The following is a 15,771-nucleotide window of genomic DNA, read 5'->3' on the forward strand; positions in this document are numbered from 1 at the left end:
CCGGACCGGGCGGGAACGATCATCGTGGCGAAGTCGTCGCTGTCGGTCCTCCGTCGTAGCGTCGCGGCATGCCGAAGACCGCCACCGCCGACCGGGTCGACCGCGATGCCCTGCTGGACTTCCTCCGTCCGCGCCACCAGGCGGTGCTGCTCACCCGCCGTCGGGACGGCGGGGCGCAGATGTCGCCGGTGACCTGCGGGGTGGACGGCGCGGGCCGCATCGTGGTGTCGACGTATCCGCAGCGGGCGAAGGCGGTCAACGCGCGTCGCGACCCCGCGGTGTCCCTGTGCGTCCTCTCCCCGGACTGGGACGACGCGTGGGTGCAGGTCGACGGCCGGGCGGAGGTGCTCGACCTACCCGAGGCGCTGGAGCCGCTGGTGGAGTACTACCGGTCGATCAGCGGCGAGCACCCCGACTGGGACGAGTACCGCGCGGCGATGGCCCGCCAGGGCAAGTCCCTGATCCGGGTGACGATCGAGAGGTGGGGGCCGATCGCCACCGGTGGCTTCCCGCCCACGGCGGTCGACAAGCTCTGAGGCTTGCTCTAGCCAATGAAAGCTGCCAGACTTGCGAGGTGCCGTACGTGCTGACCGTGGACCAGAAGGCGAGCCGGCGCAATACCGACCGGGTCGACGAGGTGCTCGGCGAGCTGAACGGCGCCGTACCGACGCTGCTGGCGTTCGAGCGGACGGCCGGCGACGAGTTCCAGGGCGTGCTCGGCGATCCGGAGCCCGTCGTCGACGTCGTGCTGCGGCTGGTCCGAGCGGGGGGCTGGAGTATCGGGGTGGGGGCGGGCCCGGTGCAGACGCCGCTGCCCGCCAGCACGCGCGCCGGCGCCGGACCGGCGTTCCTGAGCGCCCGCCGGGCCGTCGACGCCGCGAAGCAGCGACCGTCCCGCCTGGCGGTGCGTGGCGCCGAGCCGGCCGAGGCCGCGGACGCCCAGGCGGTGCTCAGCGCGCTGGCGGTCGTGGTGGACCGCCGCAGCCCGCAGGCGTGGGAGGCCATCACGCTCGTCGGGGGCGGACGCACCCAGGCCGAGGCCGCCGGCGAGCTGGGCATCTCCCGGCAGGCCGTCGGCCAGCGGCTGGCAGCGGGGCTGTGGGATCTGGAGCGGGAGCTGCGCCCCACCGCGGCCCGTCTCCTGACCCGGGCGGCGGGGTGAGCCCGGCATGAGCCCGGCATGAGCATCGCCGTCCTGGTCGTCCTGGCCGTCGTCGCGGCCGGCGGGCTGGTGCTGACCGCCCGCGGCGAGCGCGTCCGCCCACCGTGGGGCGCGGCGCTCCTGACCGTCCTGCTCGCCGCCGCCGGCGTCGTCGCCTGGGCCGCCGAGGACCCGGCCGACGGCCTGCTCCAGGGTGTCACCGTGGCCGCCGTCCTGGCCGCCGTGCTGGGAGGCGGGCCCGTCGCGACGGCGGTCCTGCGTGCGGCCGACCCGGCCGCGGTCGGGGTCGCCGGAGGGCCGCAGGACCCGTCGATCCTGCGTGGGGGCGCCTGGATCGGCGTCCTGGAGCGGGCGGCCGTGGCCGCGGCGCTCCTCGCGGGTTCGGCCGAAGCGCTCGCCGTGGTCCTCGCGGTCAAGGGGCTGGGCCGCTTCGCCGAGCTGAGGGCGCCGGCAGCCGCGGAGCGCTTCATCGTCGGCACCCTGGCCAGCGGGCTCTGGGCAGCGGCCTGTGTCGGCGTGGCGGTGCTGCTGCGCGGCTGAGATCACCCGATCGGGCATGCCCGCGACCAGCTCGTTTGCTCATGTGGATCTTGGGGAAGGGGCCCGGCCGACCCCGACCGAGGAGGCACTCGTGAGCCAGAACGACGATCCGCGACCGCTCTCGCCCGAGGAGCTCGCCGCCGAGACAGGCGCCGCGCTGCCGGACAAGGAGGTCATCTCGCTCCTGGACCTGAACGCCGATCTCGACCTCGCCCTCGACGCCGCCGCCCCGATCGACCTGGCGGTGGCCGCCAACGCCAACGTCGCCGCGCCGATCGACGCGGCCGTGGGCGCCAACGTGCTCTCCGTCGACTCGACTGCCCAGGCGCTCTCCGACCAGGGCGTGATCATCGACCAGGGCATCACCGGCGAGGCCGTGGCCGAGGCCCCGCAGGACAGCACCATCGACCAGTCCGACGACACGGTGGGCACGGCCGAGCCCGCCCTCGCACCGGCCGACGCCACGACTGCGACGGAGACAGCGGGCGATCCGCTGTCCGGCGACCTGCTGGACGTGGACGTCGATCTCGCCGCCGACGTCGACCTGGCCGCCCCCGTGGCCGGCGCGGTGGCGGCCAACGCCAACGTCGCCGCCCCGATCGACGCCGCCGTGGCGGCCAACGTCGGGTCGATCGGCTCCGAGGCCACCGCGGTCGCCCAGCAGGACGCGATCATCACGCAGGACATCGACGCCGACGCGTCGGCGACGGCCGACCAGCAGTCGACCATCACCCAGTGAGCCCGCGCAGCGGGCCGGCACACCCATGACCGATCCGTCCACCCGGCCGATCCCCGTCGTGGCCGGCGCCCGCACCGAGGCGGCCGCCGGTCCCGACGGGGAGGTCCTGGCGCGCGCCGCCGGTGTGGAGCTGCTCGGCGAGGTGCCCGGGTCGGGGTACCGCCGTCCGCCGGCTCTCGCCCGCCGTGCCGACGGTCAGGTCATCTCGCTGACGCCGCTGCTCCAGCAGGTGATGCTGGCCGTCGACGGGCAAGCCACCGTGGCGGAGGTCGCCGAGCGGGTGAGCGCGGCGTCGGGGCGCCTCGTCCGGCCCGACGACGTCCGGCAGCTGGTCGACACGACGCTCCGGCCGCTCGGCCTGCTCCGCCGCGCCGACGGCGGCGAACCCGAACTGCGCCGGTCGGACCCCCTGCTGGCGCTCCGCTTCCGGCGGGTGGTCACCGACCCGGCGGTCACCCGGCGGATCACCGCGCCGTTCACCGTCCTGTTCCACCCGCTGGTGGTGGCTCCGGTCGTCCTCGCGTTCGGCGCCGTCGCCGGCTGGGTGCTGTTCTCCCAGGGGCTCGCCGCGGCCACGGCGCAGGCCTTCGGCAACCCGGCGCTGTTCCTGGCCGTGGTGGCGGTGACCGTGCTCTCGGCCGGCTTCCACGAGTTCGGGCACGCGGCCGCCGCCCGGTACGGCGGCTCCACACCGGGCGCCATGGGCTTCGGGATCTACCTCTTCTGGCCGGCGTTCTACACCGACGTCACCGACAGCTACCGCCTCGGCCGTGCCGGGCGGGTGCGCACCGACCTGGGCGGGCTGTACTTCAACGCCCTCGTGGTGCTGCTGTCCTTCGCGGTGTGGTGGACCACCGGCTGGCACGCGGTGCTGCTGATCGTGGCCGCGCAGGTGCTCCAGATGATCCGTCAGCTCGCGCCGCTGCTGCGCTTCGACGGCTACCACGTGCTGGCCGACGTGACCGGGGTCCCCGACCTCTACCAGCGCATGGGCCCGATCATGGCGGGGCTGCTCCCCGGCCGGTGGCGGCAGCCGGAGGCGACGGCGCTCAAGACGTGGGCGCGCGTCGTGGTCGTCGCCTGGGTGCTGGTGGTCGTCCCGCTCATGGCGGTGTCGCTGCTGCTCATCGTGCTGGCGCTGCCCCGGGTGCTCGCCACGGCGTGGGAATCCCTCGGCCGGCAGGGCGGGCTGCTCGCCGACGCGTTCGGGGACGGCGACGTGCTCGGCGTTCTCGCGAGACTGCTCGGGATCGTGGCCATCGCCGTTCCGCTCCTCGGCATCGGATACGTGCTGGCGCGGACGGTCCGGCAGGTCGTCCGCGGCGTGTGGCGGCGGACCCAGGGGCGACCCGTGCGCCGGGCCCTCGCCGGTCTCGTGGCGGCCGCGGTCGTGGCCGGGCTGCTGTGGGCGTGGTGGCCGGCCGGCGACCGGTACCGGCCCGTGCGCGCCTGGGAGGGCGGCACGGTGCTGGACGCCGTCCCGGCCGCGAGCGGCACGGCCCTGGCCGAGGGGACGCGCGGGACGGCGGCGACCCTCTGGCCCGCCGACGCCGGACCCGTGCCGACCGAGGACCGACCGGCGCTCGCGCTGGTGCTGGTGCCCCACGGCGGCGGGGAGCCGGATCCCGGGGCCGCCGACCCCGGCTCGAACGGCGCCGAGGGCGGTGCGCCGACCTGGGTGTTCCCCTTCGACCGTCCGCTGCCGCCCGGCGAGGGCGACAACCAGGCCCTCGCCGTGAACACCGAGGACGGCTCGGTCCGCTACGACGTCTCGTTCGCCCTGGTCTGGGCCGACGAGGACGCCGCCGTCAACCGGAACGAGGCCTACGCGCTGGCCAGCTGCCGCGACTGCACGACGGTCGCAGTGGCGTTCCAGGTCGTGCTCCTGGTGGGCTCGGTCGACGTCGTCGTGCCGCAGAACATCGCCGTGGCCGTGAACTACGCGTGCATCGACTGCGTCACCCACGCGCTGGCCACGCAACTGGTGGTCTCTCTGCCCGGACCGCTCAGCGACGAGGGCAGCCGGGAGCTCGCGGCGATCTGGGCCGAGCTGCAGGCGTTCGGCGAGCAGATCGAGGGCCTGCCGCTGGCCGAGATCCGGGACCGGCTGACGGAGTTCGAGCAGCGCATCCTCGCCGTCGTCCGGGCGGACCCCGCGGTCCGGGAGGCCGACCGGCCGGCCGGCGCGACGCCCACGACCAGCGGCGGGTCCGGCGCCGGCGGCACGCCGGCGACCGGATCGCCGGGGACGGAGGACGAGGCCCCCGCCACGGGAACCCGCTCCGCCCCCAGCACCGGCACCGGGACGGAGCCCACTGGCTCCACCGCCAGCCCGACCACGGGCGCCGGCTCCGGGGTGACGGCCGGCTCGTCGACCGGCTCGACGTCGCCGGCGAGCACCTCGACGGCCGGCGCGAGCAACACGTCGACGGCGTTCCCGAGCCCGACCGGCTGACCCGGCGAGGAGCGGCGCGCGGAACCGCACGCGAGAATGACCACGATCCGACGTCGTCCCTGGAGGCCCCGTGTCCGAGTCCGTAGCCGGTGCCGTACGCAACCCCGACCTGCTCGGGATCTACTGCAACGACCACCTGGCGGCGGCCACCGGCGGGATCGAGCTGGTCAGCCGGATGCTCGGTGTCCACCGGGGCACCCCCTACGAACCGCGCCTCGAGCAGCTGCTCGACGAGCTGCGCGAGGAGCGGGCAGGGGTCCGGGCCTCGATGGCCGCGCTCGGCCTCCCGGTGCGGCAGTACAAGCAGCTGGCGTCGTGGATCGGGGAGAAGCTCTCGCGCGCCAAGCTGAACGGGCACGTGCTGTCCCGGTCACCGCTGAGCGACCTCGTGGAGTTCGAGTTCATCTCCACCGCGGTGCTGGCCAAGCGGGCCGGGTTCGAGACCCTGCGCGAGATCGCGGCGGTGGATTCCCGGCTCGACGCCGCTCTGCTCGACCGCCTGATCGCCCAGGCGGACAAGCAGCACGACTGGCTCGCCGACGTCCGCCGCGAGGTCGCCGCCCGCGTGTTCGGTGGCAACCCCGGCCCCGCGGACGAGGCCGCCGGCAGCTGAGTGACTCGCCCGGCACGGCCGGGCCCCCGCCGGTAGAACCGGGGGCATGTGCCACGACCACGACAGCCGCCCACCCGCACCACCCCGGACCGGCGACGTCGCCGAGCGCGGCGTCCTCACCCTGACCTCCGCCGACGGCACCGCCTTCTCTGCCGCCTACGCCGCGCCCGCGCGGACACCCCGGGTGGGCGTCGTCGTGCTGCCCGACATCCGCGGCCTGCACCCCTACTACGTGGCCCTCACCGAGCGGTTCGCCGAGGCCGGCGCCGCGGCCGTCGCCATCGACTGGTTCGGCCGCACCGCCGGCCCGTGCGGGGACACCGGCACCCGGGGCGAGGACTTCGAGTGGCAGACCCACATCCCGCGCACCACCGAGGCGGGGATCGACGCCGACATCGCCGCGGCGATCACGTACCTCCGCGAGCGCACCGCACCGGACCTGCCGGTGATCACCGTGGGGTTCTGCTTCGGGGGCAGCCACTCCTGGCGGCAGTCCGGCGGCTCCCTGGACCTGGCCGGCTGCGTGGGCTTCTACGGCCGGCCCGCCATGGTGGGGGAGGCGGCGGAACGGGCGCACCTGCCGACGGTCATGGTGATCGCCGGCGCCGACGCCGCGACCCCCGTGGCGGATCAGCTGGCGCTCGCCGAGACCATGCGCGCGGCCGGCGCCGACGTCGACGCCGTGGTGTACGAGGGGGCGCCGCACTCGTTCTTCGACCGCGCCCACGGTCAGTGGGCCGAGGCCTGCCGGGACGCGTGGGAGCACGTGCTGGCGCTGGCCGACCGCGTCGCGGCCCGCTGACCGACCGGAACGTCGCCCGCGCGAAAGTGTGCGTGTGCATCTCCCCACGACACTGCCCCTGGACGGAGGCCCCCTGGGTCTGCGGCGGGCCACAGCCGCGGATCTCCCCGCCCTGGTCGCCCTGCTGGCCGACGACCCGCTCGGTGCCGGGCGCGAGGACGTCGACGGCGACCTGTCGCCCTACCGGCGGGCGTTCGACCTGGTCGACGCCGATCCCGCCCACGTGCTCGTCGTCGCCGTCGACGCCGAGGTCGTCGTCGGCACGCTGCAGCTGTCCTTCCTCCCGGGGCTGGCGCGGCGTGGCGCCCTGCGCGCGCAGCTCGAGGCCGTGCGGGTGGCCGCCGGCGCCCGCGGCCGGGGTGTCGGGGCGGCCATGGTCGCGTGGGCCCTCGACGAGGCCGGCCGCAGAGGAGCCGCCCTGGTGCAGCTCACCACCGACAAGAGCCGCCCCGACGCGCACCGGTTCTACGAACGGCTCGGCTTCGTCGCGTCCCACGAGGGCATGAAGCTCCAGCTCCCGCGGCCCTCCTAGGGTGGGCTGCGTGACAGGCGAGCCGATCGATCCGGGGTCCGGCCACGGGCGGGTCGACGACCGCGGCCGGACCGCGCTCGCCGCGGCCTTCCGGCAGTCCACCGACACGGTCGCCCGGCTGCTCGGCGCGGGAGCCGATCCGGACGCCGGTGGTCCCGGCGCCCCGGAACCGGCCGGCTTCTTCGACGTCCCTGCCATGGTGGAGCTGCTCGACGCGCGGTGACCGCTCCGGTGTCCCCCGAGGGGCGCACCCGCCGGCATGCGGGCACCGTGTACGGGTACGACGTGCGACCGGGGGGCAGGGGTGGGGATGGCGGTGCGACCTGACGTGACGAGAACCGGTTCCGCCGGGGCCCGTCCGCTGTCCCGGGCGGAGCCGGGTGGAGCCGAGGACGGCGAACGCACCCAGCACCCGCTTCCGGTCGACGAGGCCCGGGCGGTCGACGAGGCCCTGTCGGTCGAGGAGGCAGCGGCGGTCGACGAGGCCGTGTTGGTCCAGGGCACCGTGCCGTCGGCCCCGGAGTCGGTACCGGGCGGGACCCCCACAGGCTCCACCGCCGCCGAGCTGCAGGCCGGGCCGCCGGGCATACCGCGCTGGCTGCTGCTCGTCGTCGGCCTGGCGGCGGCCACGATCGCCGTCGCCGGGCTGCGCGCCGTCGCGTGGCTGGTGGCACCGGTGTTCCTCGCGCTGGTGGTGGTCGTCGCGCTGGCGCCCGTTCAGGGCTGGCTGCGCCGGATCGGCGTGCCCCGCTGGCTGGCGACGACGGTGCTGCTCCTGCTCGTCTGGTCGGTGCTGCTGGGCTTCGTCGCGCTGCTGGTCGCCTCCGTCGCCCAGATGGCGGCGCTGCTGCCCGACTACGCCGTCCCGGCCGAGCGGCTGATGGATTCAGTGGTGGCCGACCTGAACGACGCGGGTCTCGTGTCGGGGCAGGTGTCGGACCTCGTCGGCCAGATCGAGTACGGGCAGGTGGTCGGCCTGGCCACCGGACTGCTGGCCCGCCTCACCGACGCCTTCAGCACCCTGGTGCTGCTGCTGGTCGCGCTGGTGTTCATCACCGTGGAGTCCAGCGGGTTCGGCCGGCGGATGGCGTTGGTGGCGGCGGAGCGCCCGCACCTGCCGGTGGCTCTCACCCTGTTCTCGCACGGCACCCGCAGCTATCTGCTGGTGAGCACGGTCTTCGGCGCCATCGTGGCTCTGGGCGATTGGATCGCACTGGCGATCATCGGCATCCCTGCCGCGCCGCTGTGGGGCCTGCTGGCCTTCATCACCAACTACGTGCCCAACATCGGCTTCGTCCTCGGTCTGGCGCCTCCGGCGCTGCTGGGGCTGCTGGCCGGGGGCTGGGGCGAGTTCGTCGCCGTCGTCGTGGTCTACGCCCTGCTGAACTTCGTGGTCCAGACCCTGATCCAGCCCCGGTTCGTGGGCGACTCCGTCGGCCTGTCGATGACGGTCACCTTCATGGCGCTGCTCTTCTGGGGCTGGGTGCTCGGCGCCCTCGGTGCACTCCTGGCCATCCCGCTGACCCTGCTGGTGAAGGCCCTGCTGGTCGACGTGGATCCCAAGGGCCACTGGCTCGACGCGCTGCTCCGGGAGGAACCGCGGGCGCCGCGGACCATGCGGGCCAGGCGTCGCATGCACGCCCGGCGGGCGGCCATGGCGTCGATCCGCCGGCTCCACCACCCGCGCCGCGGGGCCCATCCGCAGCGACCCGAGCAGGGCTGACCGTATGCATCCAAGTCGACATCCGCGCAGCTCAGACCGCGTGTCGCGGGAATGTCACCCCCGTGTGGGACGTTCTCCCTACGAAGCTGACGGCGTCGTCCGGCGCCCGGCGGAGGAGGCAGGACATGAAGGGCGATCGGGTCGAGATCGTGATCGACGCCGGCGGCAGCACGCGCACCTACGACATCGAGGCGACGCGGGCCGGCCGGCGGGTGGAGGTGACCCACGGGCGCGGCGTGGTCGAGGTGACCGAGGCGACCCGCGGGGGCACGCCGGTGCGCACGGCGCGGTTCATGGCCGGGCGGGTGCTCGCCCTGGTGGAGCACCCCGCGCCCCGGCCGGCGCTGGAGGACGACGCCGCGGTCACGCCGCTGCGGCAGACGGCCTGAATAAGGACCCGCTGCCCCCCACCGCGCACCGGCTCGCGGCGGGACCCTGCGGGGCGCCCGAGTTGGTCGTGATGGTGGGGCTCCAGGGCAGCGGCAAGTCGACGTGGGTGCACGAGCACCTGGGCGGCACCCACACCGTGGTGAGCAAGGACCACTGGCCCAACGCACGCCGCCGTGAGGCTCGCCAGCGTCGCGTCGTGGCGGAACTGCTCGCCACCGGCGCGCGCGTGGTCGTCGACAACACCAACCCGGCGCCGGAGGACCGGGCCGCGCTGATCGCGGCCGCGCGCGAGGCCGGGGTGCCCGCGCGGGCGGTGTGGGTCGACACCCCGCCGGAGCTGTGCCTGGCCCGGAACGAGGCCCGTGAGGGCCGGGCCCGGGTGCCCCTCGTGGGCATGTACGCCACGCGTGCGCGCTTCGTGCCCCCCTCCACCGCCGAGGGCTTCGACCGGGTCGACGTCGTCCGCGGCATGGCGGATCCCGCGTAGCCACCGCATCCGGGACGGTCGGGTGTCCGTGGCCGTCCGGCCAGCGTGTGAGGGGCCCGGTCCGTGCGTGAGGGGGCGCGGTGCGGTAGACCTGGCAGGCCTTTCGTGCCATCGCATGGTTCCCTCACCGACCGGAGGTCCGCCCCGTGCTGGAGAGCATCGGCTACGCCGCCGCCTACACCGGGGTCGGCATCGCACTGCTGGTCCTGGGCTTCTACGCCCTCGACCTGCTCACCCCCGGGCACCTGGGCCGGCACATCTACGAGCACCGGTCGGTCAACGCCGCCGTGACGCTGGCCGCAGGGTTCCTCGGGCAGGGCGCCATCGTGTTCGCCAGCATCTGGACCAACGCGACCAGTGGCTTCGGCCAGGCGCTGCTCTACACCGTCGTCTTCGGCGTCCTGGGCGTGCTGCTGCAGGCGGTGGCGTTCCTCGTGCTCGACCTCATCACCCCCGGCAGACTTGGTCAGCACCTCACCGAGCCCGTCTTCCACCCCGCGAGCCTGGTCAGCGCCGCGGTGCAACTGGCGGTCGCGGCGATCGTCGTCGCCTCGATCTGGCCCTGACCCCACGACACCCCGACCATGTGACGGCCACCGCAGTACCCGGCAGTAACGTGTCGGGCGCAGCTCCCGGCCCGTCGCCGGCAACCACCGCGCCGCGACGGCCGCATCCGATGTGGAAGGAACGTTGATGAGCGAGGCAAGCGCAGGTACCCGCGTGGCCATCGTGACCGGGGCCGCGCGCGGCATCGGTGCGGCCACCGCCCTCCGGCTGGCGCAGGACGGGTTCGCCGTCGCCGTCCTCGACCTCGAGGAAGCCGCGGCCAAGGGCACCGTCGAGGCGATCGAGACCGCCGGTGGCCGCGCGCTGGCCGTCGGCGCCGACGTCAGCGACTCCGATCAGGTGCAGGCCGCCGTCGAGCGGGTCGCCGCCGAGCTCGGCGGCCCCACGGTGCTGGTCAACAACGCCGGCATCACCCGCGACAACATGCTGTTCAAGATGACCGAGACCGACTGGGATCTCGTCATGAACGTGCACCTGCGGGGCGCCTTCCTCATGACCCGAGCGGCGCAGAAGTACATGATCGACGCCAAGTGGGGGCGGATCATCAACCTCTCCAGCGTCTCCGCGCTGGGCAACCGCGGTCAGGCCAACTACGCGACCGCCAAGGCCGGGCTGCAGGGCTTCACCAAGACCCTGGCGATCGAGCTGGGCAAGTTCGGTGTCACCGCCAACGCCATCGCCCCGGGCTTCATCCAGACGGAGATGACGAAGGCGACCGCCGAGCGCATGGGCATCCCGTTCGAGGACTTCATCAAGGGCGCCGCCTCGCAGATCCCGGTGGCCCGCGTGGGCCAGCCCGAGGACATCGCGCACCTGGTCTCGTTCTTCGTGAGCGAGGGGGCCGGCTTCGTCTCCGGCCAGGTCGTCTACGCCGCGGGTGGCCCGAAGGCCTGAGGAAGGACCCCTCCGCCCCCGCCACTCGCAGGCTCGCGGCGGGATCCGCGACGGTGCCGTCCCGGCGGGGTCCGGGCAGCCGAACGGCGCCCGGGCCCCGCTCCGTTCTCACCCGAGGAGGCCACGTGTCCGACGACGACGTCGTCCTGGTCGAGCGCCGCGGCGCGGTGCAGGTCGTCACGATCAACCGGCCGCAGGCGCGCAACGCCCTCGACGCCGCGGTCGCCCGGGGCGTGGCCGCCGCCGTGGACGAGCTGGACGCGTCCGACGAGCTACGCGCCGGCGTCCTGACCGGGGCGGGCGGCTTCTTCTCCTCGGGGATGGACCTCAAGGCGTTCCTGCGCGGCGAGACCCCGGCCCTCGAGGGCCGGGGACTGTGCGGCATCACCCGCACGCCACCGCGCAAGCCCCTGCTCGCCGCCGTCGAGGGCGGCGCGCTGGCCGGCGGGTTCGAACTGGTGCTGGCCTGCGACCTCGTCGTCGCCGCCCGTGGAGCGCGGTTCGGTGTCCCGGAGGTGAAGCGGTCCCTCGTCGCCGCCGGCGGTGCCGCGCTCCTCCTGCCGCAGCGGGTGCCCCGGGCGGTCGCGCTCGAGCTGCTGCTCACGGGGGAGCCGATCGACGCCGAACGCGCCCGGGCGGTCGGGCTGGTGAACCGCGTGGTCGACGACGGGTCGGCGCTGGAGGCCGCCGTCGAGCTGGCGGGGACGATCGCCGCCAACGGGCCGCTGGCCGTGGCCGCCACCAAGCAGGTCGTGCAGTCCCTCCCGTCCTGGACACCGGTGGAGATGTGGGACCGGCAGGACGAGATCGTCCGGCCGGTGTTCGCGTCGGAGGACGCCCGGGAGGGCTCGACCGCTTTCGCCGAGCGCCGGTCACCGGTCTGGCGCGGCCGCTGACGCGGGGAAGTCCGCATCCCGGTCCGGAGTTGGACGGGGTGTGACCCGCACTCCTCTGCGTCTCGTCGTCCTCGGTGACTCCATCGCCTACGGCACCGGCGCACTGCGGCCCGAGGACACCCTCGGCCGGCGGCTGTCGGCGGAGCTGACGGCGGACGGGTTCGACATCGAGCTGCGCGTGCTCGCCGTCCCCGGGGCCGTGTCGGCCGACCTCGCGGCCCAGGTCCGTCGGGCCGAGCCGTTCGGCGCCGACCTGGCCGTCGTCGTCATCGGCGCCAACGACCTGGCCCGCTTCGTCCCGCCGGACCAGGCGGCGGCGTCCCTGGCCACGGCCGTCGCCGCGCTGCGCGCGCAGGGCACCGACGTGGTCGCCGTCCCGGCCCCGGACATGTCGACGGTGCCGTTCGTCCCGCCGGCGTTCCGTGCCCTCGTCCGGGCCGCCTGTGCCCAGCTGCAGCAGCGCCAGGCCGCCGTCGTCGAGGCCGCGGGCGGATCGGTCGCCGGCGTGGCGGCCGACGTCGCCGGAACCTTCGCCGCCGATCCGGCCATGTTCTCCGCCGACCGCTTCCACCCCTCCTCGGCCGGCTACGCGCACATCGCCGCGGCGCTGGCCCCCTCGGTGCTCGCCGCCGCCCGCGCGCGCCGCGACGACGCGGCGGCCTGAGCCGGCGCATCAGCCGCCGGCCGCGACCGGCACGGAGCGCGTGCTCAGGGCAGCCGTGCGTCGAGCAGCTCCGCGAGGTGGAGGCCGCGCCGGCCGGCCAGCTGGTCGAGCTGGGTGCGGCAGGAGAAGCCGTCGGCGAGGACGACCGCGTCGGGTCGGAGGCCCTCGACCGCGGGCAGCAGCTGCTGCCCGGCGATCGTCACCGAGACGTCGTGGTGCCCGCGCTCGACGCCCCAGTTGCCGGCCAGCCCGCAGCAGCCGCCGAGCCGGGTCACCCGCGCCCCCGCCCGGGCCAGCAGCCGCGCGTCGGCCGACCAGCCCATGACCGACGCGTGGTGGCAGTGCGGCTGCGCCACCATCTCGAGTCCGGCCATCGGCGGCGGGGTCCAGCCGGGGGTGTCCGTGAGGAGCTCGGCCAGCGTGCGGGTGGCGCGGGCGACCCGCTCGGCGGCCGGGCCGCCGGCCAGCTCGAGCGACTCGCTCCGCAGTGCCGCCGTGCAGGACGGCTCCACGCCGACGACCGGGATGCCGGCGTCGGCCAGCGGCGCCAGGGCGTCCACGGTCGACGCCAGGATCCGACGCGCGGTGTCCAGCTGCCCGGTCGTGATCCAGGTCAGGCCGCAGCAGGTATCGGCGCCGGGCACCTGGACCCGGTAGCCGGCCGCCTCCAGCACCCGCGCCGCGGCGAACGCCACCTCGGGGGCGAAGTGGTCGGTGAACGAGTCCACCCAGAGCGCGACCGGGGCGCCGTCCCCGGAGGGGACCGGCCGGTCGCGCCACTGCTGCCGGAAGGTGCGTCGGGCGAACGGGGGGAGGTCGCGGCGCTGGTCCATCCCGGCCGACCACTTGGCGACCCGGCCGCCGAGCCGCGAGCGGAGGACCGCGTTCACCAGCCCCGGTGCGCGGGCGGCCAGATCGGCCCACAGGGGGAGCCGGCCGAGCGTGTAGTGGGCGCGGGGCCGCAGGCGGCGCCGGTAGGAGTGGTGCAGCACCTCGGCCTTGTAGGAGGCCATGTCCACACCGGTCGGGCAGTCGCGGGAACAGCCCTTGCAGGACAGGCAGAGGTCGAGCGCCGCGTGCACCTCGGGCGCTCGCCAGTCGGTCACCGGGCCGTCGCCGGCCAGCATCTCCTGGAGCACCCGGGCGCGCCCGCGGGTGGTGTCCTTCTCCTCGCGGGTGGCCGGCCACGACGGGCACATGACCCCACCCGACGCCTGCAGGTCGGCGCGGCACTTGCCCACGCCGGTGCAGCGGTGCACCGCCGCGGAGAAGTCCCCGCCGTCGTGCCGGTAGGCCAGCGCCAGTCCCTCCCGGACGACCGGCGCGGCCGCCATCCGCACGTCCTCGTCGAAGGGCGCAGGGCGCACCAGGATGCCGGGGTTGAGCACGTCGTCCGGATCGAACAGGGCCTTGACCCGCTCGAACAGGCGCAGGACGTCGGGGGAGTACATCGCCGGCAGGAGCTCGCTGCGGGCGCGGCCGTCGCCGTGCTCGCCGGAGAGCGAGCCGCCGTAGCCGGCGACCAGGCGCGCCGCGTCCGCGACGAAGGACCGGTACCGCCCCCGGCCCTGGTCGGGCCCCGAACCGAACGGGAAGTCGATGCGCCCGTGCACGCACCCGTCGCCGAAGTGTCCGTAGGGGACGCACTGCAGGCCGTGCTGGTCGAGCAGGGCCTCGAACTCGCGCAGGTAGTCGCCCAGCCGCTCGGGCGGGACCGCGGCGTCCTCCCAGCCGGCGTGCGCGGGCCGGCCGTCGGACGTGCGGGCGGCGAGGCCCGCGCCGTCCTCCCGGATCCGCCAGATGGCGGCGGCCTCGGCGGTCTCGGTGACCACCATGCTGTCGAGGGCGCCGGCGTCGGCGAGCACACCCCGGGCCTTGGCGGTCACCTCCGCGACGCTGTCGCCGGTCAGCTCGACGACCAGCCAGGCGTCCCCGCGCGGGAGGTCGGGGACGACGGCGGCCGGGACGTCGCGCAGCCGCTGCACCATCCGGGCGTCGAGACCTTCGACGGCGGTGGGGGAGTGCGGCAGCAGGCCGGGCGTCGCGTCGGCCGCGTCGGCCATCGTCGGGTAGCCCAGGACGACCAGCCCCCGGAACGGGGCGTCGGTCACCAGCCGCACGGTGGCGCCCAGGACCAGGGCCAGCGTGCCCTCGCTACCGACCAGCGCGCGGGCGACGTCGAAGCCGCGCTCGGGCAGCAGGTGCTCCAGCGAGTAGCCCGACACCTGGCGGCCGAAGCGGCCCAGCTCGGTGCGGATGGTCGCGAGCTCGGCCGCCACCAGGCGGTGCAGGTCGGCGAGGACGGCGTCGCCCGGCTCGGTCCCGGGGCCCAGCCGCAGGCGGGTGCCGCCACCGGTGACCACGTCCAGGCCGACCACGTTGTCCGACGTCCGGCCGTAGCCGAGGGCGCGGGAGCCGCAGGCGTTGTTGCCGATCATCCCGCCGACGGTGCAGCGGTTGTGCGTGCTCGGATCGGGCCCGAACCGCAGGCCGTAGGGACGTGCCGCCGTCTGCAGCGCCGCCTGCACGAGGCCGGGCTCGACCGTCGCCGTCCGTGCCTCCGGGTCGACGGCGCGCACCCCCGACAGGTACCGGCTGGTGTCGAGGACGACGCCGGAGCCGACGGCGTTGCCGGCGATGGAGGTGCCGGCCCCTCGCGCGGTGAGCGGCACCCCGAGCCTGCGGCAGACCTCGAGGGCGGCCACCATCTCGTCGGCGTGCCGCGGGCGGACGACGGCCCGCGGCAGCACCCGGTACAGCGAGCCGTCGGCGGAGTAGAGCGCCCGCGCCAGCCCCGAGTCGTCGACGTCGCCGATCCCCGCCCGTCGCAGCGCGTCGACGAGCTCGGGCTGGGCGCCGGGATCGGCCGAGGTGCTGAGCGCGGTCGCCGTCATGGGTTGCTCCTATGTCAAGCCGCCTGCGGCAGGGCTGCCGCGGCGGTTCGGTCGGTGGGTCGAAGCAGGTTGAACACGACGCGGGCGAGGCGTCGTTTGAGGGCGCGCAGGGCTTCCATCGTGCTGTCGCCGTCGCTGCGTCTGCGCTGGTAGTAGGTGCGGCCGAGGCCGGGGAGGCGGATCTGGGTGACCGCGATGCGGTGCAGGGCGGCGTTGAGCTGCCGATTGCCGCCACGGGCCAGCCGGTGCCGGTTGGTCTTGCCCGAGGAGGCCGGGATCGGTGCGGCGCCGGCGTGCATGGCGAAGCAGGCCTCGGAGCGAAAGCGGACCGGGTTGGCTGTCTCCCCGACGAGCTCGGCGGCGGTCAGCGGGCCGCAGCCGGGCAGCGTCAGCAGCTGCGGCGCCTGCTCGCT

Annotated in this window: 18 protein-coding genes; 16 read left to right on the forward strand and 2 right to left on the reverse strand. The window is 75.2% G+C overall.

The features are described from left to right. Positions 1 to 68 precede the first annotated feature (68 nt). From ACFSHS_RS22405 to ACFSHS_RS22480, 16 genes are all read left to right on the forward strand, one after another. The gene (locus ACFSHS_RS22405; RefSeq protein ID WP_376881090.1) at positions 69 to 536 is read left to right on the forward strand and encodes a PPOX class F420-dependent oxidoreductase; all 468 of its coding nucleotides are present in this window, start codon (positions 69 to 71) and stop codon (positions 534 to 536) included. Between the two features lie 38 nt (positions 537 to 574). Next, positions 575 to 1,162: an RNA polymerase sigma factor gene (locus tag ACFSHS_RS22410; RefSeq protein ID WP_376881093.1), complete on the forward strand. Its 588-nt coding sequence runs from the start codon at positions 575 to 577 to the stop codon at positions 1,160 to 1,162. A gap of 18 nt (positions 1,163 to 1,180) precedes the next feature. Beyond that, a complete protein-coding gene (locus ACFSHS_RS22415; RefSeq protein ID WP_376881095.1) occupies positions 1,181 to 1,702 on the forward strand; it encodes a hypothetical protein in 522 nt (173 codons plus the stop codon). A gap of 91 nt (positions 1,703 to 1,793) precedes the next feature. Further along, complete coding sequence (locus tag ACFSHS_RS22420) at positions 1,794 to 2,441, forward strand: hypothetical protein (protein WP_376881097.1); 648 nt, start codon at positions 1,794 to 1,796, stop codon at positions 2,439 to 2,441. A 25-nt stretch (positions 2,442 to 2,466) separates the two neighbouring features. Beyond that, positions 2,467 to 4,896 carry a zinc metalloprotease gene (locus ACFSHS_RS22425; RefSeq protein ID WP_376881099.1) on the forward strand — a complete coding sequence of 810 codons (2,430 nt, stop codon included), beginning with the start codon at positions 2,467 to 2,469 and terminating at the stop codon, positions 4,894 to 4,896. Between the two features lie 70 nt (positions 4,897 to 4,966). Beyond that, on the forward strand, positions 4,967 to 5,509 hold the full coding sequence (locus ACFSHS_RS22430; RefSeq protein WP_376881101.1) for a TraB/GumN family protein: 543 nt from the start codon (positions 4,967 to 4,969) through the stop codon (positions 5,507 to 5,509). Positions 5,510 to 5,555: 46 nt separating this feature from the next. After that, a complete protein-coding gene (locus tag ACFSHS_RS22435) occupies positions 5,556 to 6,311 on the forward strand; it encodes a dienelactone hydrolase family protein (protein ID WP_376881104.1) in 756 nt (251 codons plus the stop codon). A 34-nt stretch (positions 6,312 to 6,345) separates the two neighbouring features. Beyond that, positions 6,346 to 6,843, forward strand: a complete 498-nt coding sequence (locus ACFSHS_RS22440) for a GNAT family N-acetyltransferase (RefSeq protein ID WP_376881107.1) — start codon at positions 6,346 to 6,348, stop codon at positions 6,841 to 6,843. Positions 6,844 to 6,853: 10 nt separating this feature from the next. Then, a complete protein-coding gene (locus ACFSHS_RS22445) occupies positions 6,854 to 7,066 on the forward strand; it encodes a hypothetical protein (protein ID WP_376881109.1) in 213 nt (70 codons plus the stop codon). Between the two features lie 105 nt (positions 7,067 to 7,171). After that, positions 7,172 to 8,566, forward strand: coding sequence for an AI-2E family transporter (locus ACFSHS_RS22450; protein ID WP_376881112.1), 1,395 nt, complete (start codon positions 7,172 to 7,174; stop codon positions 8,564 to 8,566). A 125-nt stretch (positions 8,567 to 8,691) separates the two neighbouring features. After that, positions 8,692 to 8,955 (forward strand): hypothetical protein, encoded by a 264-nt coding sequence (locus ACFSHS_RS22455; protein WP_376881113.1) that lies wholly within the window; start codon positions 8,692 to 8,694, stop codon positions 8,953 to 8,955. 71 nt (positions 8,956 to 9,026) lie between these two features. After that, positions 9,027 to 9,443 (forward strand): AAA family ATPase, encoded by a 417-nt coding sequence (locus ACFSHS_RS22460; protein WP_376881114.1) that lies wholly within the window; start codon positions 9,027 to 9,029, stop codon positions 9,441 to 9,443. Between the two features lie 146 nt (positions 9,444 to 9,589). Next, a complete protein-coding gene (locus ACFSHS_RS22465; RefSeq protein WP_376881116.1) occupies positions 9,590 to 10,009 on the forward strand; it encodes a DUF350 domain-containing protein in 420 nt (139 codons plus the stop codon). A 127-nt stretch (positions 10,010 to 10,136) separates the two neighbouring features. Continuing rightward, complete coding sequence (gene fabG, locus ACFSHS_RS22470) at positions 10,137 to 10,904, forward strand: 3-oxoacyl-ACP reductase FabG (protein WP_376881119.1); 768 nt, start codon at positions 10,137 to 10,139, stop codon at positions 10,902 to 10,904. A 125-nt stretch (positions 10,905 to 11,029) separates the two neighbouring features. Beyond that, positions 11,030 to 11,800, forward strand: coding sequence for a crotonase/enoyl-CoA hydratase family protein (locus tag ACFSHS_RS22475; protein WP_376881121.1), 771 nt, complete (start codon positions 11,030 to 11,032; stop codon positions 11,798 to 11,800). A gap of 40 nt (positions 11,801 to 11,840) precedes the next feature. Further along, positions 11,841 to 12,464, forward strand: coding sequence for an SGNH/GDSL hydrolase family protein (locus tag ACFSHS_RS22480; RefSeq protein ID WP_376881123.1), 624 nt, complete (start codon positions 11,841 to 11,843; stop codon positions 12,462 to 12,464). A 44-nt stretch (positions 12,465 to 12,508) separates the two neighbouring features. On the opposite strand, the gene ACFSHS_RS22485 is transcribed toward ACFSHS_RS22480, so the two are convergent. Then, positions 12,509 to 15,358 carry an FAD-binding and (Fe-S)-binding domain-containing protein gene (locus ACFSHS_RS22485; protein ID WP_376881126.1) on the reverse strand — a complete coding sequence of 950 codons (2,850 nt, stop codon included), beginning with the start codon at positions 15,356 to 15,358 and terminating at the stop codon, positions 12,509 to 12,511. Between the two features lie 14 nt (positions 15,359 to 15,372). Next, on the reverse strand, positions 15,373 to 15,771 hold a 399-nt coding region (locus tag ACFSHS_RS22490), incomplete at its 5' end, for a transposase (RefSeq protein WP_376881129.1).

This window comes from Blastococcus deserti, from assembly GCF_042682525.1.
GTDB classification, from domain to species: Bacteria; Actinomycetota; Actinomycetes; order Mycobacteriales; family Geodermatophilaceae; genus Blastococcus_B; species Blastococcus_B deserti.